This is a genomic window from Streptomyces sp. PsTaAH-137, assembly GCF_003259365.1.
Lineage (GTDB): Bacteria > Actinomycetota > Actinomycetes > Streptomycetales > Streptomycetaceae > Streptomyces.
In genome coordinates, this window is record NZ_QLLY01000006.1 from 182,419 (window position 1) to 207,394 (window position 24,976).

Genomic DNA, 24,976 nt, shown 5'->3' on the forward strand with positions numbered 1-24,976 from the left:
CTGACCTGCGAGGGAAGAGTGTGACCTGCGGCGGGGCGGTGAACGGCGGTGAGCCGGTCGGAATCCGGCGCAATGAGGGCGTGGCCACGGGTATGGCCAGGTGTGTCCGGAGTGCGCGCGTGACGGTCCGTCCGGTCCCGCCGTCCCACGAATGGGACGGTTCCGGGCGCGTGGTCCCAGGGGTGACCCTGGGCGTCAAGTGGTCCTGGTGTGAGGGACAATGAAGGTTCTGTCAGGGCGGGTTGCAGAGGGGACGCATGTCGGACGCGGAGCGGGCGGGCGAAACCCGTCAGGACAAGAGCACTCGTCAGGACTCTTCCGTGTCGGACGGGGCCGGGACCGGTGCCGAGTCCTCAGCGGGCGCCGAGGCGTCGCGGGGCGCGGAGGGCCGACTGCTCGCCGGGCGCTACCGCCTGGGCGATGTGCTCGGCCGCGGCGGCATGGGCACGGTGTGGCGCGCCAAGGACGAGACGCTGGGGCGCACGGTCGCGGTCAAGGAGCTGCGCTTCCCGACGAGCATCGACGAGGAGGAGAAGCGCCGCCTCGTCACGCGGACGCTGCGTGAGGCGAAGGCGATCGCCCGCATCCGCAACAACGGCGCGGTGACGGTCTTCGACGTCGTCGACGAGGACGACCGGCCCTGGATCGTGATGGAGCTGGTCGAGGGCAAGTCCCTCGCCGAGGCCGTCCGCGAGGACGGTCTGCTCGAACCGAGGCGCGCGGCCGAGGTCGGCCTCGCCATTCTCGACGTCCTGCGCTCCGCCCACCGCGAGGGCATCCTGCACCGCGACGTGAAGCCCTCGAACGTGCTGATCGCCGAGGACGGCCGCGTCGTCCTCACCGACTTCGGCATCGCGCAGGTGGAGGGCGACCCGTCGATCACGTCCACCGGCATGCTCGTCGGCGCTCCCTCGTACATCTCTCCGGAGCGCGCCCGCGGCCACAAGCCGGGGCCCGCCGCCGACATGTGGTCCCTGGGCGGTCTGCTGTACGCGGCCGTCGAGGGCGTGCCCCCGTACGACAAGGGCTCGGCGATCGCGACGCTGACCGCCGTGATGACCGAGCCGGTCGACCCGCCGACCAACGCGGGACCGCTGGCACCGGTGATTTACGGACTCCTCGCGAAGGACCCCGCGCAGCGGCTCGACGACGCGGGCGCGCGGGCGCTGCTCAACGACGTCATCCACGCGCCGGAGCCGAAGGCCGCCCCCGAGCCCGAGCCGGTCGAGGCGACCAAGGTCGTACCGCTGCCGCCGCTGCCGCCGGAGTACAAGAGGCGTTCGGAGAAGGCCGGTTCGGCCGCCGCCGGGGTCGCCGCCAAGAGCGGGGAGGCCGCCGAGCGGCTGCGCGGCGCGCTCACCTCGGTGCGCAAGGCCGCCGCCACGGCCGTCGCGGAGCGTTCCGCGAGCCCGGCGCCGGGCGCCCCGGCGAAGAAGGCCGCGATCACGGACGTCGTGCCGCGCCGCACGCTGGTGATCGCCGCGGTCGTGGCCGCGCTCGTCGTGGTCGGCACCGTCCTCGCCTTCGCGCTGAGCGGCGGCGACGACCAGGGCGGCAAGGCGGGCGGCGACAGGACCGCGCCCTCCGCCGGAGCCACCGCGGGCGACGACGACGCCAAGGGTGACGACAAGGGCGACAAGAGCGGCAAGGACGACGGCAAGAGCGACGAGGGCAAGGGCGCCGGCGGCGACCCGAGTTCGTCCGCGTCGCGGAGCGCGAGCGCGTCGGCCTCGCCGAGCGACGACTCCTCCGGCAAGGGCTCCGGTTCGGCAGCCGAGACCACGTACAAGCACAGCCAGGGCTTCAAAATAGGTCTGCCCAAGGGCTGGAAGTACGTCTCCACCAGCGCCGCGGGTGCCCGCTTCACCGGCCCCGAGGGGCAGAAGCTGCTGGTCGGCTGGACCACCACGCCGAAGTCCGACCCGGTGGCCGACTGGAAGAACCAGGAGCGCTACATGCAGCGCTCGAACTACCACCGCATACGCATAGCCGGGGTGGACTACCGGGGCTGGAACACGGCCGACTGGGAGTTCACCTACACCGACGGAGGCACCAAGTACCGGTCCGTGGACCGCGGATTCGTGGTGAACGGCTCGCTGGGGTACGGGCTGATGTACACCGCGAAGGACGGCGACTGGGACGGCGCGCTCCGCAAGTCCACCTGGAAGACCTTTACCCAGAGCTTCACCCCTAAGTCCTGAGTCCGGGCCCCCTGCCGCACTGGGGCCCCCGCAAGTCCTGAACCTTCTCCCTCGATGCCGTTCGGCACGTATCGTGAGTGCTTGCGAACCGTACGCAGCCGTATGCGGACGCATCAGTACGGGTAACGGGTCGCAAAGCGAACGGATTTGACCGGGCGGAGCGCGGGAGGCGTCGTGGACGAGTACGCGGGACGGGTGCTCGCCGACCGGTACCGCCTGCCGCTGCCGGCCGCCGACGGCTACGACGCCTACGACACCACACGGTCCTGGGCGTCCCGTGCCTTCGACACCTACAGCGGGCAGGAAGTCCTGGTCCGGCAGGTGCCGTTGCCCGAGGTCGTCGAGGCCGAGGTGCTCGACGCGGACGGGCTGCCGGAAGGGTTCAGGCCCGGGGCGCCGCCGGTCCGCCAGTCGGCCGAGCCGTCCGTCTCCCGCGCCATAGAGGCCGCGCAGGCCGCGGCCCAGATACCCGACCACCCCCGGCTCGACCAGGTCTTCGACGTGTTCGCCGAGGGCGGGTCGCTGTGGGTCGTGAGCGAGGTGGTGGCGGCCCGGCCGCTCGCCGCGCTGCTCGACCGGGGGCCGCTGAGCCCCTACCGCGCCGCCGAGATCGCCGCCGACGTCCTGACCGCCTTGCGGGCGCTGCACGCGCACGGCTGGGTGCACCGGAACATCACGGCGCGGACCGTGCTCGTCTGCGACGACGGACGGGTGGTCCTCACCGGGCTCGCGGCCGGTGCCGCCGAGGAGGCCCTGTGCGGATACGACCCGCGCCCCGCCCCCGAGCCCGAGCCCGAGCCGGAGCCCGAACCCGCGCCGAAGCCCGGGCCGCCGGTCCTGTCCAAGCCGCCCGCCCCCGCCCCCGCCCCCGCGATCGAGTCCGGGGACTTCCGGGCCGCCCGCGCCGGGGCGATCGCCGCCTACCGGGCCGGTGCCCGGGCCGCCGCGGGACAGCTCACCGGACAGCCCGCCGAGACGCCCGCGGGACAGCTCGACGACCCCTACGGCGTACGGGACTCCTGGCACGGCGCCACCCGGCGGCCCGCGGCCGAGGAGCCGCCCGAGCCCGCCCCGGCCGTGCAGCCCACGCGGTGGAACGAGCTGATACCCGGCGCCGAGAGCGACACCGCGCCGCCGGAGGACCCGCCCGCCCCCGCCCCCGCTCCCGGCAGGGCGGCGCTCACCACGCTGGACGCCGAGCGCGCCCGGCAGGTCCGGATGACCGTGGTCGGGCCCGTCACCGAGCGCTGGGCGCCCGAGCAGGCCTATCCCGTGCAGGAGAGCTGGCAGCTCGCCGCACCCGTCGGGCCCGCGACCGATCTGTGGGCCCTCGGGGCGCTGCTCTTCCGCGCCGTGCAGGGACACGCCCCCTACCCGGAGGAGTCCACGCCCGAGCTGGTGCAGATGGTGTGCGCCGAGCCGCCCGCGTTCGCCGAGGAGTGCGGGCCGCTGCGGCCCGTCGTGGAGTCGCTGCTGCGCCAGGACCCCACCGAGCGTCTCGACTTCGAGGAACTGGGCGGCTGGCTGCGCTCGCTGGTGCGCTCCGCGCCCGAGCCCGACGCCGGGCAGCATGTCGTGCCCGCGCCGGCCTACGACGCGACCCGGCTGCCGATCAAGCGCCGCAGGGGCGAGCTGGTGCGCAGGCGGCGCGCGGGGCGGGGAGCGGGCCGGCACAAGCGCGGCCGCGACGAGCGGATGCCCCAGCCCGTCCGTGCGGCCGAGCCGCCCCGGGCGCCCAAACCGGCCAAGGCGCCCAAGGCGCCCAGGGCCCCCCGCGAGCCCCGGATGCCCGCGGCGCCCAGGCCGCCCGCGCGGGAGTCCTCGGCGCGGCAGCCCCGCCGGCCCAGGTCGCTCGGGAAGCTGCTGGTCACCCTGGTCCTGCTCGGACTCGTCGGCGCGGTGGCGTACGCCATGGTGTTCATGCCGAAGTCCGGGTCCGGCGGCCAGGACGGCACCCGGGAGAACGCCAACTCGGTGGGCGGCGCGCCCCGGCAGACGCCCAGGAGTCAGGAGCCGTCGGCGCCCGCCCCTTCGAAGTCGCCCAAGGGGAAGAGCAGTTCCAAGCCGTCCTCCACCCAGCCGCAGTCCGACGTCGCCGCCGGGTTCACCCTGCGCAAGGACCCCGAGGGCTTCGAGGTCGCCGTCGCCAAGGGCTGGCAGCGGGAGGGGAAGAACGGGCGGGGGCAGGTCGTCTACTCCCAGGGCGACTTCGAGCTGCTCGTCGTCCCCGGACGCGACTCCACGGCCACGTACGGCCGCGACCCGATGAAGTACCAGCGGGAGGACGAGCGCGAGCTCCAGCCGTTCCGCGACTCGACCTGGGCCACGTCCAGCGGGATGAAGACCATCGACGTGGGCGGACGGACGATGGCCGAGGGGCAGTTCACCTGGCAGGGCGGCGACGGCAAGCAGGTGTTCGTGCGCAATCTCGCCATGGTCGTCGGCGGCAAGTACCACGTCGTGCAGGTACGCGGTCCCGAGGCGGAGCGCGACGAGGTGTCGCGCCTCTTCGACCAGGCGTCTTCCACGTACCAGTACGGAGGTTGAGCACCTCCGCGGCGCCTCCGCAGCACCCCCCGCGGGTATCCCGCAGGTACCTCCGGGCGACGGGAAAGTGAACGCGACGCGCGTCACAGTGCTGTTTCCATGGGCCCCCGCCTGTTCCTTGAGTGGCGCCCGCTCCCTAGGGTGGGCTCTGTCAAGACCTTTGCGGGGGAACGTGAATCAGATGCAGGGCCAGCTCCTCGCGGGCCGCTACCGGCTCGGAGAATCGATAGGCCGCGGCGGCATGGGCCGTGTCTGGCGGGCGCACGACGAGGTTCTCCACCGCTCGGTCGCCGTGAAGGAACTGACGGCTGCTCAGTGGGTCTCCGAGGCCGACCGGGCCCCGCTCCTCGCCCGTACGCAGACGGAGGCGCGGGCCGCCGCACGCATCAACCACCCGGCCGTCGTGACCGTCCACGACGTCCTGGAGCACGACGACCGGCCGTGGATCGTCATGGAGCTGGTCGAGGGCCCCTCGCTCGCCGACGCCGTCAAGGAGCACGGACGGATCGTCCCGGCGGAGGCGGCCAGGATCGGCCTGTGGACGCTGCGAGCGCTGCGCGCCGCGCACCGGGCCGGGGTGCTGCACCGCGATGTGAAGCCCGGCAATGTGCTGCTCGCGCGCGACGGCAGCGTCAAGCTCACCGACTTCGGCATCGCGCAGGTCGAGGGCGACTCGACCATCACCCGCACCGGCGAGATCGTCGGCTCCGTGGACTATCTGGCGCCGGAGCGGGTCAGCGGCTCCGAGCCCGGCCCCGCCTCCGACCTGTGGGCGCTGGGCGCCACGCTGTACACGGCCGTCGAGGGACGCTCCCCGTTCCGCCGCACCTCGCCGATCAGCACCATGCAGGCCGTGGTCGAGGAGGAGCCCGAGATCCCCGAGCACGCGGGGGAGCTGGGTCCCGTCATCGCGGCGCTGCTGCGCAAGGAGCCGTCGGCGCGGCCCGCCGCCGACGAGGCCGAGGTGATGCTCGCCGAGGTCGCCGAGGGCCGCCGCAGCGGCGGGGCGCAGGCGTACGTGCCGACGCAGGTGCATCCGGCGTCGGCGCCCACCGCGGTGACGCACGCGCCGGACCGGCACACCCCCGCACCGCAGCCGCCCCTCCAGCACACCACCACGGCCACGCCCGCCGGGACCCGGCAGCGGCGCTGGCCGATGTGGGTCGCGGGTGTGGTCGCGGCGCTGCTCGTCGGGGGCGGCGGCGCGTTCGGCGCGCTCTCCTACCTGGACCACCGCGACTCCGACTCGTCGGCCCGGCAGGACACCAGCGGCGGCGGCACCGGCGGCACCGGCAGCACCGCGCCGCAGAGCCCGACGCCCTCGGGATCGGCCTCGGCGAAGCCCGGCACCGCAGGCATCCCGGCGGACTGGGAGCAGGTGCGCGACCCCGCGGGATTCACGCTGACCGTGCCGCCCGGCTGGCACCGCCTGGACTCCAGCACGGAGACCCAGATCGACTACGGCCCCGGCGACGGACAGCGCTTCGTCCGCATCGGCATCGACAGGTCCTCCGACTGGCCGGACTCGTACCAGCACCAGCTGGACCTGGAGAAGACCCTTCAGAAGTCGCTGCCCGACTACAGCCGGGTGTCGCTGGAGGCCAACACCTTCCGGGACCAGAAGGGTTCGCTCTGGGACTTCACCTGGACCGGCGGCTCCAAGGACTCGGGGCCCGGGCCGCGCCGGGCCATCGAGGAGACGTACGTGGCGCACGACGGCACCGAGTACGCCCTCTATCTGTCCGCCCCCGCGGGCGCGTGGCCGAGCGCCCGCCAGCAGTTCGAGAACATCCGCAAGGGCTGGCTGCCCGCCGAGTAGCAGGGCCGGTGCCCTGACCGGAACGTCCCCCTCAATACGGACACCCGTGCGGCATGATGGGGCGTATGGGGACCGAGGGGGACAACGCCCGTGTGATCGGCGGGCGTTACCGGTTGGAGGCCAGGATCGGCCGCGGCGGTATGGGCGTCGTCTGGCGGGCCACCGACACGCTGCTCGGGCGGCAGGTCGCGGTCAAGGAACTCGATCTCGAACTCGGTCTCGGCGAGAGCCTCTCGGAGGACGACGCGCGCCGGCAGCGGGAGCGGATGCTGCGCGAGGCGCGGGCCGTCGCCCAGCTGCGGCACCCGAACATCATCGTGGTCCACGACGTCGTCCTGCACGACGAACACCCGTACATCGTCATGGAGTTGGTGAGCGGTGGCTCGCTCGCCGACCGTCTCGGCCGGGAGGGCCCGGTGGACACCACCGAGGCCGCCCGGATCGGGCTCGCGCTCCTCGGCGCGCTGCGGGCCGCGCACACCGCCGGGGTCCTGCACCGCGACCTCAAGCCCGCGAACGTGCTCCTGGAGACGGGCGCCGGCCGCGTCGTGCTCACCGATTTCGGGATCGCGCAGGTCGAAGGGGCGTCCACGCTCACCGAGACCGGCGGCTTCGTCGGCTCGCCCGAGTACACCGCGCCCGAGCGGATGGCGGGGGAGCGGGCCGGGGCGGGCGCCGACCTGTGGTCGCTCGGCGTGCTCCTCGTCGCCGCGCTGACCGGCGAATCACCGTTCCGCCGCGACTCGCTGGGCGGTGTCCTGCACGCGGTCGTGTACGAGGAGATCCGCCCGCCCGCCGAGGCCGAACCGCTGCTCCCGGTGATCCAGGGACTGCTCCAGCGCGCACCGGACCGGCGCCTGGGACTCGACGAGGCCGAGCGGCTGCTGCGCGCGTACGTCGCCACCGGGGCCACCCCGCAGCCCGCCGTGCCCTACGCGGCGGACGACGCCCGCGCCCTGTACACCCCGACCCGGCGGGAGGGGCCCCCGGCGGGCGCGCGGCGCGTCCCCTCGACCCGGGTGCTCCTCGTGGCGGCGGCGCTCGCGGCGGCCGTCGCGGGAGCCGCGATCGCGGCCGCCGTGCTCCTCTCCCGGCAGGGCACCGGCGACAACGAGCCACCGGTCACCACGAGTTCGGCGCCCGGGCGGTCGTCGGCGTCGGTCTCGCCCACGCCGACCGTCACCGTCACCCGCCGGGAGACCCGCACCACGACACCGCGCGCCTCCGCCCCCGACGGATACCGCATCGCCCACGACCCCGGCGGGTTCCGGCTCGCCGTGCCGGAGGGCTTCAGGCGGGAGACCGACGGCCCGCGGATCTTCTACATGTCGCCGGACCGGTCCTTCCGGATCGGCGTCAAGGTGGCGGACACCGAGAGCGGCGGGCCGGGCACCGCGCAGCGGCGGTCGGCCGCCGACGGGCCGAGGAACAACCCGGGGTACCGGGCCGGGAAGGTCACCGACACCACCCACGACGGACGTGCGGCCGCACTGTGGGAGTTCACCTGGGACGGGTTCAGCGCGGGCGAGGGCGCGCGGCACACCGTCGACCTGTGCTGGGAGCAGGGCGGCCGGATGTACGACGTGTGGGTGTCGTCCCCGGCCGGCGAGGCCGGTCAGGGGCGCGCCCACTTCGACGCGGCCGTCGACACGTTCGTACCGGCCGCCCGGGACTGACCCGTGGCGTGGGTGCGCATCAGCGCGGTCACAACTCCGTGACCCCGGTGGATACCGGGGCGCCCGCACTGTAGGGATAGGGCCATGAGTGACAACGGGGGAGCACCCTACGGGCCGGGCGAGCCCACCAGTTTCGGGCTTCAGCCACCACGGCCGCAGCCGTCGCACGTCCCGCACCCGGACAACCCGTACGCGCAGCCCGCCCCGGCCCCCGCCGAGCGGCCCACCCAGGCGGTACCGCCGCAGCAGCCGGACCCGGGCGCGGGCCGGGTCGTCGCCGGGCGCTACCGGCTGCTGAGCAAGCTGGGCAACGGCGGCATGGGCACGGTGTGGCGGGCCAAGGACGAGACGGTGGACCGGGAGGTCGCCGTCAAGGAGCCCCGGCTGCCCGACCAGCTGCCCGAGCGCGAGCGGTCCAACGCCTTCGAGCGGATGCGCCGGGAGGCGCGCGCCGCGGCCCGGCTCGACCACCCGGCCGTGGTGAACGTCCACGATGTCGCCGTCGAGGACGGACAGCCGTGGATCGTCATGGAGTTCGTGCAGGGCCGCTCCCTCGGCGAGGCGCTGAAGGAGGGCACGCTCGGCGTGCGGGAGGCCGCGCGGATCGGCCTGGAGGTGCTCGGCGCCCTGGAGGCGGCCCACGCCGCCGGGATCCTGCACCGTGACGTCAAGCCGGACAACGTCATGCTCGGCCGCCACGACCGGGTGATCCTCACCGACTTCGGCATCGCCCAGATCGAGGGCGAGACCAATCTGACCGACACCGGCGGCTTCGTCGGCTCGCCCGAATTCATCGCCCCGGAGCGGGTGTTGGGCCAGCGCCCCGGGCCCGCCTCCGACCTGTGGTCGCTGGGTGTCGTGCTGTACGCGGCCACCGAGGGCGTCTCGCCGTTCCGCCGCAGCAACACCCCGGCCACCCTCCAGTCGGTGCTGAACGCGACGCCGGCCGCGCCCGCCACGGCGCGGGGTCCGCTCGCCGACGCCATCAACGGACTGCTCCAGAAGGACCCGGCCCACCGTCCGAACGCCGCGCAGGTCCGCGCCCTCCTGGAGCGCGCCGTGGCGCCCGCGCCGCCCACCCAGGTCGTGCGGATCGGCCCGGCGCAGGGAAGCGGCATCCGGCTCGGCCGCAAGGCGCTGACCGGGATCGCGGCGGGGGCCGTCGTCCTGGCCGCCGTGGCGTACCTGGTCCTCGCCAAGCCCTTCGCGGGGCCGCTGCCGGACGGCTGGAAGCAGCACGACGTCCCGGAGCTGAACGCGACGGTCGCCGCGCCCGCCGGATACACGGAGTCCGAGCCCGACGCGGACGCCGCCGAGGACGAGCACTGGGTGCGGTACACCGACGCGAGCGGCGCGGTGTTCGTCCGGCTCTCCGTGCTGCGCAAGGCGGACGACACCCTTGGCCGGATCGCCAAGGACGGCGTCTCCCAGGCCTTCGCCGACAACAAGGACTTCGAGTCGTCCGGCGACTCGAACCTCGGCATGGCCTCGGACCCGGCGCCCAAGGGCGATCCCAAGGAGACCTCGTTCCATGGCGACGACACGGCGGGCACGAACACCGTCTCGTACCGGACCGCGGAGAGCAGCGGCTCGCTCAAGCGCGAGGTCCGGATCCTCTACGTGAAGGTCAAGAACGACATGTACGAGCTGATGATCGGCTACCCGCACGAGGGCGACTTCGCCGACCGCGGCCGCGCGGTGGCCGACGCCGCCGTCGCCAACCTGGAGATCGAGAACTCCTGACGTGGACGCAACCGGGGGACAGCAGGACCAGGGCCGGCTGATCGGCGGCCGCTACCGGCTCGCCGAGCGGATCGGCGCCGGAGGCATGGGCACCGTGTGGCGCGCGGTCGACGAACTCGTCGGCCGCGACGTCGCCGTGAAGCAGCCGCGGCTGCCCGGCGACCCGCACGGCGAGGCCCAGCAGCGCGCCTACGCCCGCCTCCGGCGCGAGGCGCGGGCCGCGGCGGGCGTCGACCATCCGTCGGCGGTCACCGTGCACGACGTCGTCGTCGAGGACGACCTGCCGTGGATCGTCATGGAGCTGGTGCGCGGCGAGTCGCTGCACGAACTGCTCGCGCGGGGCCCGCTCGCCCCGCCCGAGGCGGCCCGGATCGGGCTCGCGGTGCTGGGCGCGCTGCGCGCCGCGCACGCCAAGGGCATCCTGCACCGCGACGTGAAACCGGCGAACGTGCTGCTCGGCCCGCACGGCCGGGTCGTCCTCACCGATTTCGGCATCGCCCACATCCAGGGCGAGGAGTCGCTGACGGTCAGCGGCGAGTTCGTCGGCTCGCTGGAGTCCATCGCGCCGGAGCGCATGTCGGGCGACGGCGCCGGACCGGCGAGCGACCTGTGGTCGCTGGGCGTGCTGCTGTACGCGGCCGTGGAGGGCTGGTCCCCGTTCCGCCGGACGACGCTGGAGTCGACGCTCGCCGCGATCCTCTCCTTCGACCCGCCCGCGCCCGAACGGGCCGGTGCGCTCGGCCCGTTGATCGCCCGGCTCATCGTCAGGGACCCGGCGATGCGCCCGGACGCGGCCGAGGTGGCCGAGGAGCTGACGGCGGCCCTCGACCCGGGAGCGGCACCCGCGCCCCGGGCCGTGGAACCGGCCGGGCCCGAGTCCGAGCCGGTCGCACCGCGGCCCGAACCCGACCCCGGGCTCGCGGCCGAGCCCGGGACCGAAGCCACCCGCAGCGCCGCCCCCGTCAAGTCCCGCCGCACTCCCGCCCTGCTGGCGGCCGCGCTGGCCGGTGCGCTGCTGGTCGGCGGCGGGGTCTGGCTCGGCACCTCGCTGGGTGCGGGCTCCGGGGACGGCGGTGCCGGTGCCGAGTACAGCGAGGGGTCCGCGGCGCCGCCCGTCGAGCCGTCCGGCAAGAAGACATCCGACCGGCCGTCGGCCTCTCCGTCCGCGAGCGCCGAGAAGGGCTGGACGACGCGCGAGGAGCCCGGCGTCCACGCGCTGATCCCCGTACCGGACAAGCTCACCGACGTCTACCACGACCCCTCCGACGACGGAGTCCGCTACACCGACCCCAAGAGCGACGTGACGCTGAGCCTGAAGCGCTGGACGACGGGCACCTCCACGGCCTTCGCCTGGGCGACCGGCGCGGGCGACGCCTACGCGGCGGGCGGCGCCACCGACATCACCAAGAAGGTCACCCGGACCACCTTCCACGGCATGGACGCCGCCGAGCTCGACATCACGTACCGGAACGCGAACGACGACGCCGTCATGCGGGAGAAGCGGCTGTACGTGGTCGGCGACCAGGGCCGCTACGACTTCGGGGTGAGCATGCCCGAGGACGGCGGGGCGGCCGAGAAGCAGGGCACCGACGTCTACGCGAAGGCGTGCGCGGGGCTTCAGCTGGAAAAGAGTTGAGAGGTGATCACCGGTACCCGCAAAGGCCCTGATCAGCGGCTTTGCTGCCAGTGATCGCTGGCGCGGTGTGTGGACGCGGTGAAGGGCGATTACCGACGGGTACCCAAAGCGTGCGCCGAGGCTTACGCTCCCCTTCATGACGGAGTCGCAGGCCACCACAGAGCAGACCGAGACGACCGGGACGACCGGGACGAACCCGATCGCCGCCGCACCCGAGGGCGCGCGCACGGTCACCGACGTGGTCACACCCGAGCTGATCGCCCAGCTCACCCGTGACGTGGCCGGCTCGGGCCGCACGGCGAACCACACGCCGTTCACCGGGGAGAAGCTCGCCGACCTGCCCGAGTCGACGCCCGAGGACGTGGCGACGGCCTTCGAGCGGGCCCGTGCGGCCCAGGCCGTCTGGGCGAAGACCCCGGTGCGCCGCCGGGCCGCCGTCCTGCTGCGCTTCCACGACCTGGTCCTCGCCCGCCAGGCCGAGGTGCTCGACCTGATCCAGCTGGAGACCGGCAAGGCCCGGCTGCACGCGCACGAAGAGGTGCAGGCCGTCGTGGTGGCCGCCCGGCACTACGGCCGCAAGGCCCCGGCCTACCTGAAGCCGAAGGGCCACACCGGCGCCGTGCCGACGCTCACCAAGGTGACCGAGCTGCGCCAGCCGCGCGGTGTCGTCGGCCAGATCGCCCCCTGGAACTACCCGCTGGAGCTGTCGGTCGGCGACGCGCTCCCGGCCTTCGTCGCGGGCAACGCGGTCGTGATGAAGCCCGACACGGAGACCTGCCTGACCGCGCTGTGGGCCCGCGACCTGCTCATCGAGGCGGGGCTGCCCGCCGAGGTCTTCCAGGTCGTCCTCGGCGAGGGCCCGGTCGTCGGCCCCGAGCTGGTCCGCCACGCCGACTACGTCTCGTTCACCGGCTCCACCCGCACCGGCCGCGAGGTCGCGCAGGGCGCCGCCGCCCGGCTCGTCGGCGTCTCCCTCGAACTCGGCGGCAAGAACGCCATGCTGGTCCTCAAGGACGCCGACGTGGAGAAGGCGGCGGCCGGAGCGGTGCGCGCCTGCTTCTCCTCCGCGGGCCAACTGTGCATCTCCATCGAGCGGTTGTACGTCCACGAGTCGGTCGCCGACGCGTTCGTCTCCCGCTTCGCAGCCCGCACCAAGGCGATGCGGCTCGGCACGTCCCTCGCCTACGGCGCCGACATGGGCTCGCTCGTCGGCGAGCGCCAGCTGGAGACCGTGACCCGGCACGTCGAGGAGGCCGTCGCCAAGGGCGCCACCGTCGTCGCGGGCGGGGTCGCGCGCCCGGACATCGGCCCGTACTTCTTCGAGCCGACCATCCTCGACGGCGTCGAGGCGCCGATGGCGGTCTGCGGCGAGGAGACCTTCGGCCCGGTCGTCTCCATCTACCGGTTCAGCGACGAGGACGAGGTCATCGCGCAGGCCAACGCGACCGCGTACGGCCTGAACTCCTCGGTGTGGACGAAGGACGCGAAGCGCGGCCACGAGGTCGCGGCCCGGCTGCGCACCGGCACGGTCAACATCAACGAGGGCTACGCGCCCGCCTACGGCTCCGTGCAGTCGCCCATGGGCGGCATGAAGGACTCCGGCCTCGGCCGCCGGCACGGCTCCGAGGGCATCCTCAAGTACACCGAGGCGCAGACCGTCGCCCACCAGCGCGTGATGCCGATGGCGCCGTCGTTCGGGATGAGCGACGAGAAGTACGCGGCGTTCATGACCCGCAGCCTCGGCCTGATGAAGAAGTTCCGCCTCAAGTAGACCCGTGTCGTTCGAAGGAGAACGTGTACGTGACTGAGGACGCCTACGACTACGACGTGGTGGTCATCGGCTCCGGTTTCGGTGGCTCGGTGTCGGCCCTGCGGCTGACCGAGAAGGGCTACCGGGTCGGAGTGCTCGAAGCGGGACGCCGGTTCACCCCCGGCACCCTGCCCAAGAACTCCTGGGACATCAAGAACTACCTCTGGGCGCCCAGGCTCGGTATGTACGGCATCCAGCGCATCCACCTGCTCGGCAACGTCATGGTGCTGGCGGGCGCGGGTGTCGGCGGCGGCTCCCTGAACTACGCCAACACCCTCTACGTCCCCCCGAAGCCGTTCTTCGAGGACCCCCAGTGGAAGGACATCACCGACTGGGAGGAGGAGCTGAAGCCGTACTACGAGCAGGCGCAGCGCATGCTCGGCGTCCGGCTCAACCCGACGATGACCCCGGCCGACGTGCACCTGAAGGCGGCGGCGCAGTCGATGGGCATCGGCGACACCTTCCACATGGCGCCGGTCGGCGTGTTCTTCGGCGACGGCGACGACGCCGACGGGAGCGCGAAGGCCGAGCCGGGACGCCAGGTCGCGGACCCGTACTTCGGCGGCGCGGGCCCGGCCCGCAAGGCGTGCACCGAGTGCGGCGAGTGCATGACGGGCTGCCGCCACGGCGCGAAGAACACCCTGAACGAGAACTATCTGTACCTCGCCGAGAAGGCGGGCGCGGTGGTCCACCCGATGACGACGGTCATGTCGGTGACCGACGACTCGCAGGGCGGCTACGCCGTCGCGACCCTCCCCACCGACGACAAGAAGAAGGCGGAGGGGCGGGTCTTCACGGCCCGCAAGGTCGTCGTCGCGGCCGGCACGTACGGCACCCAGACCCTGCTGCACCGGATGAAGGCCAGTGGCCATCTCCCGTACCTGTCCAAGCGGTTGGGCGAGCTGACCCGTACCAACTCGGAGGCGCTGGTCGGCGCGCAGACCACCGACCGCCGCTACCGCAGCAGGCACGGCGGGGGCCGGGTGGACTTCACCCGCGGCGTCGCCATCACGTCCTCGATCCACCCGGACGCGAACACGCACATCGAGCCGGTCCGCTACGGCAAGGGCTCGAACGCGATGGGCGGCATGTCGATCCTCCAGGTCCCGTACGCTGAGGGCTCGTCCAGGGTCGCGGGCTGGCTGGCGAACGTGGTCAAGCATCCGACCCTACTGGCCCGCTCGCTCTCCAACCGCCGCTGGTCGGAGAAGACCATCATCGGGCTCGTCATGCAGTCGCTGGACAACTCGCTGACGACGTACCTGAAGCCGGACGGCGTCGGCAAGGGCCTGCTCACCGCGCGGCAGGGGCACGGCGCCCCCAACCCCGCGCAGATCAGGGCGGCTTCGGAGGGCGCGGCCGCGATCGCCGCGGAGATCAACGGCTTCGCCGGGTCGAACGTCGGCGAGCTGATGGGCACCCCGCTGACCGCCCACTTCCTCGGCGGCTGCCCCATCGGCGACAGCGCCGAGACCGGGGTGATCGACCCGTACCACCGGGTCTACGGCCACCCCGGCATCTCGGTGGTGGACGGCGCCGCGGTCTCCGCGAACCTGGGCGTGAACCCGTCGCTGACGATCACGGCGCAGGCCGAGCGCGCGATGTCGTACTGGCCCAACAAGGGCGAGGAGGACCGGCGCCCGGAGTCCGGCGCGGCGTACGTCCGGCTGTCCGCCGTCGAGCCGAAGAGCCCGGCGGTCCCGGCGGACGCGTTCGGCGCGCTGAAGCTGCCGTTCCTGGGGATACCGGCGGTGCCGCCGAAGCAGCCGTAGCGCCTAGGCGTCGTCGCTGACCTTGCGGCGGCGCACGGCGTAGACGACACCGGCGCCGGCCAGGACGGCGACGCCGCCGACGATGCCCACGGTCGGCAGCATCGAGCTGGAGCCGGTGGAGGCGAGCGAGCCGGCCAGCGGGGTGCTGCTGGACTGCGGGGCCGGGGTGTTGCTCGGCCTGGGCTTCGGCTGTGCCGTGGCCGGCGGGACCTTGCCGGGCTGGGCCGTCGCGGGCAGGATCTCGAAGTTGTACTCCTGGTCCTCGGGCACGCTGTCCGAGCAGACGCCGTCGGCGTCGACGCTGGTGGCGAAGGCGAACGAGGCGCCGAGCCCGGCCGGTGCCTTCGCGTCGACCGCGATGCGCAGCTTGACGTCGGCGTGCGCGCCCGGGGCGAGCGGACCGCCGTTGCCGAACGACTCGTGCGTGCTGCCGAGGCCGGAGTCGGCCTTGTGCCAGGCGCTGCCGTCGAACCACTGGACGTGCAGGTACCGGGTCGTCTCGGTGGCGTCCTCGCCGTCGTACGCGTACGAGAAGGCGATCAGGTCGGCGGACCAGGACACGAAGGCCTTGCCGGTGTAGTTCGAGACCCGGTAGGTGAAGTCGTGCCAGCCGGAGCCCGCCACGATCTTCGAGGGCAGGCCGCGCAGCTCGGCGAGGGTGCCGGGGTCGTCCTCGAACTCGGTGCACTCGTCGACCGGGTCGGTCGTCTCCGGCGGTGTGCTGCGCGGCGTCTTCGCGGGCGCGATCTGGGCCGGGGTGCGGTCGTCGGCGGTGGGCGTCGTCTCCTCGGCGGCCGGGGTGGTCCCGGCGTCCGACGGGGGCGTCTCCTCGGCGGACGCCGACTCGGTGGCCGACGGGTCCGGTGTCGTGGCGGTGGTCTCGGTGGTGGTGCCGGGGACCCCGTCCGCGAAGGCGCCCGGGGCGGAAAGGAGGGCGATCGGCGCGATGGCGGCCGTCGCGGCCGCCGTCACCAGTGCGCGGCGTAGCTTCATGGGGACCTCGATGGGTATGGCCGTGGGTTCGGCATGTGTGACCGGCGATCCCTGTGAATGGTTGTCCCGAACTTCACAGAATCTTTATGAGAGGCGCATCACGGGATTGTCATGTCTGCGCCGTACAACCTTTTCGGAGATGTCTGATCGTTACTCAAAGGGGGGCTAAAGGGCTGGCAAATATCGCAGGTGGGGGGCTTTGATTGCGGCTCGGTGCGGGTGCTGTGAGCCCGCACCCAGGAACGCTTGAGGTGGGGAAAGAACGTGAAGTCAGAGCTGGGACGGATGCTGGCCGGTGTGTGTGCGGTGGCGGCTCTCGCCACCACGGCGGCGTGCGGTTCGGGTGGGGGCGACGACGCGAAGGGTGACGGCGGCAAGCCGGCGGCCGCGGCGTCGAAGGCGGAGACGGCCGGACTGAAGGCGCTGACCGAGGCGGAGCTGACACGGGCCGTCCTCGCCAAGGGGGACGTCAAGGGCTACCGGGTCGGGAAGACGCCCGACGCCGAGATCCCGGATGTGAGCGTGCCCGCGAAGCCCGCCTCCTGCCAGGCGATCGCCGACATGATGCTGCTCGGCACCGAGCCGGACGCCAAGGCCCGCGTCTCCCGGTCGCTGTCGAACCTGAAGGCGACCGACGCCACGTTGATCCGGGTCGGGCTGCTCGCGCAGCCGGAGGCCGACGCCAAGAAGGTCGTCGCGGACCTGCGGACGCAGAGCGAGAAGTGCGCGTCGTTCGAGCACACCGACTACCAGTACACGAAGGTCGCGCCCCTCGACGCTCCGGCCGTCGGCGACGAGGCGGTCGCGTACTCGATGACCGCGAAGATCGAGGGCGACGAGATCCCGGCGACGTACACCGTCGTGCGCAGCGGTTCGACGCTGGCGGTCTTCTACGGGGCGAACCTGCTGAGCGCGAAGCAGGCCAAGGTGCCCGAGGACATGATCGAGGCGCAGGTCGCGAAGCTGGAGCGGTGACCGGGAGGAACTGAGAGCGCGGGGCCCCGCAGGAAAGGTCTGCGGGGCCCCGCACTGTCGGCTCCGACGTCAGGGCAGCGCCGGTGCCGAGGGAGCGGCGCCGGGGGGGTGCGCCGCGGGTCTGGGGTGGATCTCAGGGTGGTGCGGGCCGGGCAGGGGACGTGACGTGCGGGGTGGGGAGGTCCTGCGCGTCGTGCTCGGGCTTGAGGTCTGTAGGGGGAGTGGGAAGGGAGGCCGACCGGCCCCGGGCGTCCCCGGGACCGGCCGTTCTCTTGGGTGACCGGGCTGCTGTCCCCTGCCGTCCGGTCACAATCACTGAAGCGAGGTCCCACGACGTACGGCGTGGCCGTGACGTCTCATCGCTCCAGCGGAGCCACGCGTGGTTTTGAACGGCCCGCCCCTGGCTGGCACGGACATCGGGACCAACGAAGCCCGTGTGCTTCGGGTCACGCGCCGTACGGGTGAGTGCGGAACCGAACTGGGATACGGGTCTCAGATCTTGCCGCGACTCAGCTCCAGCAGGGTCATGGCGAGCGCGGTGCCGGGCCGGCCCAGCGCCTCCCGGTAGCGGCCGAGGATCTCCATCTCGCGGGAGAGATTGACCCGCCGCCCGCCCGAGGTGATCCGGGCCTCCTGGACGACGGCGGAGACGGCCATCCGTTCCTGGACGAGCCCGATGATCCGGTCGTCCAGCGCGTCGATGCGCTCGCGGGCGCCGGAGATGATCTCGGTGGTGGTCTCGTGGGTGGCGGTCATGGGCGGGGCTCCAGTCTCGGTGAGGTCAGTGATGTCCCCCGGCCGACAGTCCCCGCAAACGCCAGGCGCCCCGGGCCTTGTCGGCCCGGGGCGCCTGGGAAGTCGCTTGTCAGTGGTTCAAGCGGCACGACCATGGCGACCGGCGGGCCGGCTGCCATAGGTAAAGACGAAGGTCGTCGTGAGCTTGAACATGACGGGGAGTATAGCCCTCCGGCGATTGAGGAGCGGGGTCCGGGGCGGAGCCCCGTGGCCTGAGGGCCGGCGCCGCCGAACCGGTAGAATCGCAGGCACCGACCCCCGTAAAGCCGCCGGAAGGCAACCCGTGTCATCAGCGACCACCGCTGCCGCCGCCCCCGACACCGTCCTGGTCGTCGACTTCGGCGCGCAGTACGCCCAGCTCATCGCCCGCCGCGTCCGTGAGGCCCGGGTCTTCAGCGAGATCGTTCCCTCGACCATGCCGGTCGAGGAGATGCTCGCCAAGAACCCGGCGGCGATCATCCTCTCCGGCGGCCCCTCGTCGGTCTACGCGGAGGGCGCCCCGAGCCTGGACCGCGCGCTCTTCGAGGCGGGCGTCCCCGTCTTCGGCATGTGCTACGGCTTCCAGCTGATGGCGACGGCCCTCGGCGGCACCGTCGACGACAACGGCGCCCGTGAGTACGGCCGCACCCCGCTCACCGTCTCCAAGGGCGACTCGACGCTCTTCGAGGGCACCCCGGCCGAGCAGCCCGTGTGGATGTCGCACGGCGACGCCTGCTCCGCCGCCCCCGAGGGCTTCACCGTCACCGCGTCCACGGACGTCGTACCGGTCGCCGCCTTCGAGAACGACGAGAAGAAGCTGTACGGGGTCCAGTACCACCCCGAGGTCATGCACTCCACGCACGGCCAGCAGGTCCTGGAGCACTTCCTCTACCGGGGCGCGGGCATCAAGCCCACTTGGACGACCGGCAACGTCATCGACGAGCAGGTCGAGGCCATCCGTGCCCAGGTCGGCGACAAGCGCGCCATCTGCGGTCTGTCCGGCGGCGTCGACTCCGCGGTCGCCGCGGCCCTGGTCCAGAAGGCCATCGGCTCCCAGCTGACCTGCGTCTACGTCGACCACGGCCTGATGCGCAAGGGCGAGACCGAGCAGGTCGAGAAGGACTTCGTCGCGGCCACGGGCGCGAACCTGAAGGTCGTCGACGCCAGCGAGCGCTTCCTCAACGCGCTGGCCGGGGTGAGCGACCCCGAGACCAAGCGGAAGATCATCGGCCGCGAGTTCATCCGCGTCTTCGAGCAAGCCCAGCTGGAGATCCTCCAGGAGGACGGCCCCGAGGTCGCCTTCCTCGTGCAGGGCACCCTCTACCCGGACGTCGTCGAGTCCGGCGGCGGCACCGGCACGGCGAACATCAAGTCGCACCACAACGTCGGCGGTCTGCCCGACGACATCGAGTTCGAGCTCGTCGAGCCGCTGCGCCAGCTGTTCAAGGACGAGGTCCGCGCGGTCGGCGCCGAGCTGGGCCTGCCGGACGAGATCGTCCAGCGCCAGCCGTTCCCGGGCCCGGGTCTCGGCATCCGGATCATCGGCGAGGTCACCAAGGACCGGCTCGACCTCCTGCGCGAGGCCGACGCCATCGCCCGCGAGGAGCTGACCGCGGCCGGCCTCGACCGCGAGATCTGGCAGTGCCCGGTCGTCCTGCTCGCGGACGTCCGTTCGGTCGGCGTCCAGGGCGACGGCCGCACCTACGGCCACCCGGTCGTGCTGCGCCCGGTCTCGTCCGAGGACGCCATGACGGCGGACTGGACGCGGATGCCGTACGAGACGCTCGCGAAGATCTCGACCCGCATCACGAACGAGGTCGCGGACGTCAACCGCGTCGTGCTCGACGTGACGTCGAAGCCCCCGGGCACCATCGAGTGGGAGTAGTCCCCACGGCTGTGTGAGAGTGCCGTCCGCCTCCGGGTTTCCCCGGGCGGGCGGCACTTTCGCGTGTCCGGGTCTCAGGTGCGCTTCATGGTCCGCACCCCGCCGTCCGGCGTCCACACCTCCACCACCAGATACGTGTCGTCCTGCACATACGTCCGGGTCACCTCGGTCACCTCGACGCGGAACAGATGGAACGACGACGGGTCGGGGACCGCCACCTGACCGGTGTACCGGGAGATCGTCGCCTCGTCCTCGACGAGCAGCGCGCGCCCCGAGACCCGTACGTCGCCACCGCCCATGGTCGTGCCCTCACCCGGGTTCGCCTGCACCGCGCACCGCGGATCGCGCAGCAGGTCCAGCGCCTTGAGCGACCCCGGCATCATGCCGAGCCACAACTCGCCGTCCAGGAAACGGACTTCGAGGCCCGAGGTGCGCGGTGAGCCGTCCTTGCGCAGGGTGGCGAGGACATGGTGGGTGAAGGCGCCGAAGCGGTCCTCCACGGTCTTGGCGAGGTCGGGTTCCGCGGTCGAGAAAGCTGCCCAGTTCGACGTCATGCGCCGAGTCTGCCCGGTATACCCGACATCCTCTGTCGCCCATCCGGGACGACCCGCCGCATTCTCTTCACAGCCCGGCCCTGTTCCCTTCGAGGTCACGGAGGTACCTTCCGCTGCATGTCGACGCAGAACTCCGGACCCGTGCCCGCCCCCGCCCCGATACCGACGGACCAGCTGCACTTCGCCATGCCGCCGGTGCACACCAGCGCCGCCGACGAGCGGCGGCACCGCAAGGAGCGGCTCGCGGGCGCGCTGCGGATCTTCGGGCGGCTCGGTTACGAGGACGGGGTCTCGGGGCACATCACCGCCCGCGACCCGGAGTTCGACGACTGCTACTGGGTCAATCCGTTCGGGGTGCCGCTGCGGCACGTCACCGTCGGCGACCTCGTCCTGGCCAACGGCGAGGGGCAGGTCGTGGAGGGCCGCCACCACGTCAACCAGGCGGCCTTCACCGTGCACGCCGAGGTGCACCGGGCGCGGCCCGAGCTGGTCGCCGTCGCGCACTGCCACTCCACGTACGGGCGGGCGCTGTCCGCGCTCGGCGAGCTGATCGAGCCGATCACGCAGGAGGCGTGCGCCTTCTACGAGGATCACGCGCTGCTCGACGAGTACACCGGGGTGTCCGTCGACGCCGGGGAGGGCAAGCGGATCGCTGTCGCGCTCGGCAGCTACAAGGCGCTGGTGCTGCGCAATCACGGGCTGCTGACCGTCGGGGACTCGGTGGACGCGGCCGCCTGGTGGTTCATCGCGCTGGAACGGTGCAGTGAGGTGCAGCTCGCCGCGCGGGCCGCCGGACGGCCCGTGCTCATCGATCGCCGCCAGGCCGTGGAGACCCGGGACCGGACGGGCGGTGACCTTGTCGCCTGGATCAACTATCAGAGCCTGTGGCACGACATCACCCGCAGCGAGCCGGAACTCTTGGGGTAGCCGGTCGTGTGCGGGTGCGTGGGGGCTGGTCGCGCAGTTCCCCGCGCCTCTGAGGCATGCGCTTCGCGCAGCCTCCCCTGGACGAGCGGAGCTCGTTTCAGGGGCGCGGGGAACTGCGCGACCAGCCACGACGGTGGCGCGCGTAGGGACTCAGCGGAAGTCTCTGAGCACGACCTGCTTCGTCACGGTGAATTCGTCCTCCGTCAAGACGCCCTGGCGGTGCAGATCGCCCAGTTCCCGTAGACGGCGGAGCAGGACGTCGTGGTCGGCGCGGGCCGGACCCGGTACCCCCGGCAGGGAGCCGCGGGGCGCCGACGGGTGCGGGAGGCGGGCCGTGACCGCCGCCGCGACGAGCGCCGTCAGGAGGTCCTTGCGGGCATTGCCCCAAAGATCAAGGGCGTACGGGTCCTTCTCCGGCGGGAGCTTCACGTGCGGGGCGATGTGGTCCGTGGGGCTCTTGGTGACGAAGCGCAGGAACCCGTCCTCGTAACCGGAGTTGGGCAGCCAGTCGACCCCGTCCAGGTCGCCGAGGGCGATGATGCGCGGGCCCGTCGCCCGCTTCACCCGGTCCGAGGTGTCGCTCCAGTCGATGCGGACCCGGCTGCCGTCGAAGGAGACCATGCCGTCGCTGGAGCGCACCGAGACGGGGACGGCGGGACCCGGCACGAGGTATGACTCGGCGGGCCCGTCCGGGAGTTGTTCGAGCAGCAGTGCCTGCCGTATCTCCTCGGCGAGATACTCGGCGACCCCCGACCGGTCGGAGTCGACCGCGAGGCGGTAGGGGTCCGCGGTGTCCGGGAGCCGGCCACCGGTGGCCTGGAGGAGCGGATCGGCGGCCTCCCGCAGGGTGAGGCGGAGCCGGCCCCGGCGGCGCTCCGGCTCGTAGGAGACCCCCGCGACGGCCGTCAGCGGCACGTCGATCTCGCCGTACGTCTGCCGCAGCAGCGCCACACTGCGGTGCAGACCTGGGGTGATGCGGACCAGGTTGCCGTCGAAGGCCCAGGTTCCGTCACGCTGGATGATCTCGGCCATACGGAAATTCTCGCAGTGTCGTCAACACTTCGGTCAATGCGGGCGAAAGCCGTTCAGTCTCCAGGGGTGGACCTGCGCGCCGGAGCGCACGCCCAGTACGGCACAATTCCCTCTCATCACAAGGAAGTTGACTGGGGGAACAACGGTGGCGGTGCAGGAAGCGCGGCAGGGGCAGGACTCGCACGGGGGCGGCTGCCGTTGCGGCGACTGTCCGCACGGCGCACGCCAGGGGCACCGCAGGGCGGTCGCCGCGTTCCTGGCCAAGCGGGACGAACTCGCGGCCGGCACCGGACTGCCGCCCGCCGTCGCCCACTCGGCCGGGGCTTCCCGGCAGTGGATCTCCGACGAACTCACCCAGTCCGCGCAGGCCGTGGCCGACCGGAGCCGGGAGGAGGGCGCGGCCTGGCTGGCCGGACTGTGGCCGCGCACCCTGTACGTCGTCTGGGGCGCGGCCGGGCTGCTCCTCCTGGTACAGCTGCTCACGGCGCTCGGCGCGGGCTGGACGGCCGCGCGCACCGCCGGGCTCGTCGCCGCCGTGCTGGTGGGGGCGCTGCTGACCGGCGCCGCGTACTGGCACCGGGCGCGCGGCGGGGTGCTCGCGCCGCTGATCGGCGAGGACAACCGGCTGTCGTCCTCGCGGGCCGTGGCCGGTGCCGTGGTGCTGCTCTCGGTGTACGCGGTCCTCGTCCTCGCCGGTGAACTCGCCGCCGCCTCCGGTCCCGCGCACCGCGACGCGCTCATCGACGGCCTCGAACTCGCCGCCGGAGCGGGCCTGTTGACGGTGCTCGCCGTGGTCTGCGCGGTCGCGGTGCTGGTGCGGCGGGTCGTCGGGCTGCGGGTCGCCGGGCAGCGCCTGCAGAAGGTGCGGGCCGCCCGGCCGCGCGCCGCCGACCTGCTCACCGACGACTCGGGGCGCGGCAGCTTCACCGACACGCAGTACGTGGCCGTGTGCGCCGCCGCCGTGATCTGGGCCGGGGCGCGGCTCGCCCGCCGCCCCGACCAGCTTCCTGACCTGCCGTGGGGGCTCGCCGTCCTCGTCGTCGTCTCGGCGGCGACGTATCTGGCCGGAAAGTACGCCGAGGGCGGCCGTCCGGTCATCCTCTCCGTGGTGCGGGCCCGCGAGGCCGGTGACCTCGACGCGCCCATCCGGACCGGCGACGACATCGAGATCCGCGGCGCCGGGTTCGTCCCGCCGGGCGCGGGCGGCGCCGATCAGCTGGCGCGGGTGGCGGTGCGCATCGGTCCTGTCCATGTGCACGTGCCGCTGGTGCCGGTCGCGGGCGGGTTCACCAACCCGGCGGACGCGCTGCTCACCGTGCCGGTTCCGGTGGACGTCGAGCCGGGCAGGGTGGAGGTCCAGGTCATCACGGCCACGGGCGTCGAGACCAATCGCTGCACGATCGACGTCACGGATTGAGCCGTACTGGGCCCGTACCGATCAGTACTGAGCCGTAGCCGCCTTTCGTACGTATGGTCGGGTAAAGGCGTGTGGAGCGCCCAGGGCGCGAGAGGCGGCGGAGCGGCGATGGCTCACGGCATGCGGACCGACGCGTACACCGGATATGTCGACAGGGGGCGTGGGGACTGGCGTGCGACCGCGCAGCGGTACGCGCTGGTGCCGCTCCGTCTCTTCCTCGGCATCACGTTCATCTACGCGGCGTACGACAAGCTCAGCGACAGCGCGTTCTTCAAGGCGTCCGGGGCCGGGTCCATCGGGGAGCAGATGCGCGGGGTCCGGGACGGTTCCGCGATTCCGGCGCTCGTCGATCTGGCGCTGAAGTCTCCTTCGGGGTTCGGCTACGCGATTGCCTTCGGCGAGCTGGCGGTCGGGATCGGTACGTTGCTGGGGCTGCTGGCCCGGATCGCGGCGGTCGGCGGGGCGCTGATCTCGCTGAGCCTGTGGCTGACGGTGAGCTGGCAGACGGAGCCGTACTACCTCGGCAACGACCTGGCTTACCTGATGGCGTGGCTGCCGCTGATCCTGGCCGGGGCGGCGGTGTGGTCGCTGGACGCGTGGTGGCGGGGCCGACGCCGGGGCTTGTAACTAGGGCCGGTTGTCGCTCGAGCGCGGCCCGGCGACCGCTTCTCGCGCAGTTCCCCGCGCCCCTAAAACCAGTCCGTCACGCGCGCCTCTCGTCGTGGCTGGTCGCGCAGTTCCCCGCGCCCCTGGGTTGTCGTTCGAGTGCGGCCCGGTGGCCGCTTCTCGCGCAGTTCCCCGCGCCCCTGAGATGCGCACTTCGTGCGCCATCTCATCAGAGAGGCGCACCACCGCCGCCCCATCAGGAGAGGCGCGCCACCCCTGCCCCCACCGGGAGGCACACCACCGCGCCCCCCATCGGGAGGCACACCACCGCGCCCCCATCGGGAGGCGCGCGAAGCGCAGCCTCAGGGGAGGCGGCGCGAAGCGCCTGCCTCAGGGGCGCGGGGAACTGCGCGAGAAGCCCCACCGGCGCGCGCACGACGAACGACCTAGGGGCGCGGGGAACTGCGCGAGAAGCCCCACCGGCGCGTGGACGGAGTGCGACCTAGGGGCGCGGGGAACTGCGCGAGAAGCCCCACCGGCGCGCGGACGGAGAACGACCTAGGGGCGCGGGGAACTGCGCGACCAGCCACGACGAGAGGCGCGCCCGGG

17 protein-coding genes are annotated in these 24,976 nt (G+C 72.7%); 13 read left to right on the forward strand and 4 right to left on the reverse strand.

Features of this window, described 5'->3' with window-relative positions; all coding sequences use genetic code 11:
• Positions 1-257: 257 nt before the first annotated feature.
• From K377_RS15400 to K377_RS15435, 8 genes are all read left to right on the forward strand, one after another.
• Complete coding sequence (locus tag K377_RS15400) at positions 258-2,201, forward strand: serine/threonine-protein kinase (protein ID WP_111663893.1); 1,944 nt, start codon at positions 258-260, stop codon at positions 2,199-2,201.
• 174 nt (positions 2,202-2,375) lie between these two features.
• On the forward strand, positions 2,376-4,748 hold the full coding sequence (locus tag K377_RS15405; RefSeq protein WP_111663894.1) for a protein kinase: 2,373 nt from the start codon (positions 2,376-2,378) through the stop codon (positions 4,746-4,748).
• A 181-nt stretch (positions 4,749-4,929) separates the two neighbouring features.
• A complete protein-coding gene (locus K377_RS15410) occupies positions 4,930-6,567 on the forward strand; it encodes a serine/threonine-protein kinase (protein WP_111663895.1) in 1,638 nt (545 codons plus the stop codon).
• 65 nt (positions 6,568-6,632) lie between these two features.
• On the forward strand, positions 6,633-8,243 hold the full coding sequence (locus tag K377_RS15415; RefSeq protein WP_111663896.1) for a serine/threonine-protein kinase: 1,611 nt from the start codon (positions 6,633-6,635) through the stop codon (positions 8,241-8,243).
• Between the two features lie 84 nt (positions 8,244-8,327).
• Complete coding sequence (locus K377_RS15420; RefSeq protein ID WP_111663897.1) at positions 8,328-9,986, forward strand: serine/threonine-protein kinase; 1,659 nt, start codon at positions 8,328-8,330, stop codon at positions 9,984-9,986.
• Position 9,987: 1 nt separating this feature from the next.
• Complete coding sequence (locus K377_RS15425) at positions 9,988-11,622, forward strand: serine/threonine-protein kinase (RefSeq protein WP_111663898.1); 1,635 nt, start codon at positions 9,988-9,990, stop codon at positions 11,620-11,622.
• 136 nt (positions 11,623-11,758) lie between these two features.
• Positions 11,759-13,393 (forward strand): succinic semialdehyde dehydrogenase, encoded by a 1,635-nt coding sequence (locus K377_RS15430; RefSeq protein ID WP_111663899.1) that lies wholly within the window; start codon positions 11,759-11,761, stop codon positions 13,391-13,393.
• Positions 13,394-13,422: 29 nt separating this feature from the next.
• Positions 13,423-15,204 (forward strand): GMC family oxidoreductase N-terminal domain-containing protein, encoded by a 1,782-nt coding sequence (locus K377_RS15435; RefSeq protein WP_111664178.1) that lies wholly within the window; start codon positions 13,423-13,425, stop codon positions 15,202-15,204.
• 3 nt (positions 15,205-15,207) lie between these two features.
• On the opposite strand, the gene K377_RS15440 is transcribed toward K377_RS15435, so the two are convergent.
• Positions 15,208-16,197: an LPXTG cell wall anchor domain-containing protein gene (locus K377_RS15440; protein ID WP_111663900.1), complete on the reverse strand. Its 990-nt coding sequence runs from the start codon at positions 16,195-16,197 to the stop codon at positions 15,208-15,210.
• Positions 16,198-16,461: 264 nt separating this feature from the next.
• Between K377_RS15440 and K377_RS15445 the strand changes: the two genes are divergently transcribed.
• Positions 16,462-17,172, forward strand: coding sequence for a hypothetical protein (locus tag K377_RS15445; RefSeq protein WP_146614726.1), 711 nt, complete (start codon positions 16,462-16,464; stop codon positions 17,170-17,172).
• Between the two features lie 492 nt (positions 17,173-17,664).
• On the opposite strand, the gene K377_RS15450 is transcribed toward K377_RS15445, so the two are convergent.
• The gene (locus K377_RS15450; protein ID WP_111663902.1) at positions 17,665-17,928 is read right to left on the reverse strand and encodes a chorismate mutase; all 264 of its coding nucleotides are present in this window, start codon (positions 17,926-17,928) and stop codon (positions 17,665-17,667) included.
• A gap of 322 nt (positions 17,929-18,250) precedes the next feature.
• Between K377_RS15450 and guaA the strand changes: the two genes are divergently transcribed.
• Complete coding sequence (guaA, locus tag K377_RS15455; RefSeq protein WP_111663903.1) at positions 18,251-19,831, forward strand: glutamine-hydrolyzing GMP synthase; 1,581 nt, start codon at positions 18,251-18,253, stop codon at positions 19,829-19,831.
• A 74-nt stretch (positions 19,832-19,905) separates the two neighbouring features.
• On the opposite strand, the gene K377_RS15460 is transcribed toward guaA, so the two are convergent.
• Positions 19,906-20,385 carry a pyridoxamine 5'-phosphate oxidase family protein gene (locus tag K377_RS15460; RefSeq protein ID WP_111663904.1) on the reverse strand — a complete coding sequence of 160 codons (480 nt, stop codon included), beginning with the start codon at positions 20,383-20,385 and terminating at the stop codon, positions 19,906-19,908.
• 117 nt (positions 20,386-20,502) lie between these two features.
• Between K377_RS15460 and K377_RS15465 the strand changes: the two genes are divergently transcribed.
• A complete protein-coding gene (locus tag K377_RS15465; RefSeq protein ID WP_111663905.1) occupies positions 20,503-21,312 on the forward strand; it encodes a class II aldolase/adducin family protein in 810 nt (269 codons plus the stop codon).
• A 150-nt stretch (positions 21,313-21,462) separates the two neighbouring features.
• On the opposite strand, the gene K377_RS15470 is transcribed toward K377_RS15465, so the two are convergent.
• A complete protein-coding gene (locus K377_RS15470) occupies positions 21,463-22,344 on the reverse strand; it encodes a DUF4429 domain-containing protein (protein WP_111663906.1) in 882 nt (293 codons plus the stop codon).
• A gap of 145 nt (positions 22,345-22,489) precedes the next feature.
• On the opposite strand from K377_RS15470, the gene K377_RS15475 reads away from it, so the two are divergent.
• A complete protein-coding gene (locus K377_RS15475; RefSeq protein WP_111663907.1) occupies positions 22,490-23,761 on the forward strand; it encodes a hypothetical protein in 1,272 nt (423 codons plus the stop codon).
• A 108-nt stretch (positions 23,762-23,869) separates the two neighbouring features.
• Complete coding sequence (locus K377_RS15480) at positions 23,870-24,388, forward strand: DoxX family protein (RefSeq protein ID WP_111663908.1); 519 nt, start codon at positions 23,870-23,872, stop codon at positions 24,386-24,388.
• Positions 24,389-24,976: the final 588 nt, after the last annotated feature.

Bases quoted from the DNA above. Each gene is read 5' to 3' on its own strand.
- K377_RS15400 (WP_111663893.1), top strand. From the start codon at position 258: ATGTCGGACGCGGAGCGGGCGGGCGAAACCCGTCAGGACAAGAGCACT.
- K377_RS15410 (WP_111663895.1), top strand. From the start codon at position 4,930: ATGCAGGGCCAGCTCCTCGCGGGCCGCTACCGGCTCGGAGAATCGATA.
- K377_RS15415 (WP_111663896.1), top strand. From the start codon at position 6,633: ATGGGGACCGAGGGGGACAACGCCCGTGTGATCGGCGGGCGTTACCGG.
- K377_RS15420 (WP_111663897.1), top strand. From the start codon at position 8,328: ATGAGTGACAACGGGGGAGCACCCTACGGGCCGGGCGAGCCCACCAGT.
- K377_RS15430 (WP_111663899.1), top strand. From the start codon at position 11,759: ATGACGGAGTCGCAGGCCACCACAGAGCAGACCGAGACGACCGGGACG.
- K377_RS15440 (WP_111663900.1), bottom strand. From the start codon at position 16,197: ATGAAGCTACGCCGCGCACTGGTGACGGCGGCCGCGACGGCCGCCATC.
- K377_RS15450 (WP_111663902.1), bottom strand. From the start codon at position 17,928: ATGACCGCCACCCACGAGACCACCACCGAGATCATCTCCGGCGCCCGC.
- K377_RS15460 (WP_111663904.1), bottom strand. From the start codon at position 20,385: ATGACGTCGAACTGGGCAGCTTTCTCGACCGCGGAACCCGACCTCGCC.
- K377_RS15465 (WP_111663905.1), top strand. From the start codon at position 20,503: ATGTCGACGCAGAACTCCGGACCCGTGCCCGCCCCCGCCCCGATACCG.
- K377_RS15470 (WP_111663906.1), bottom strand. From the start codon at position 22,344: ATGGCCGAGATCATCCAGCGTGACGGAACCTGGGCCTTCGACGGCAAC.
- K377_RS15480 (WP_111663908.1), top strand. From the start codon at position 23,870: ATGGCTCACGGCATGCGGACCGACGCGTACACCGGATATGTCGACAGG.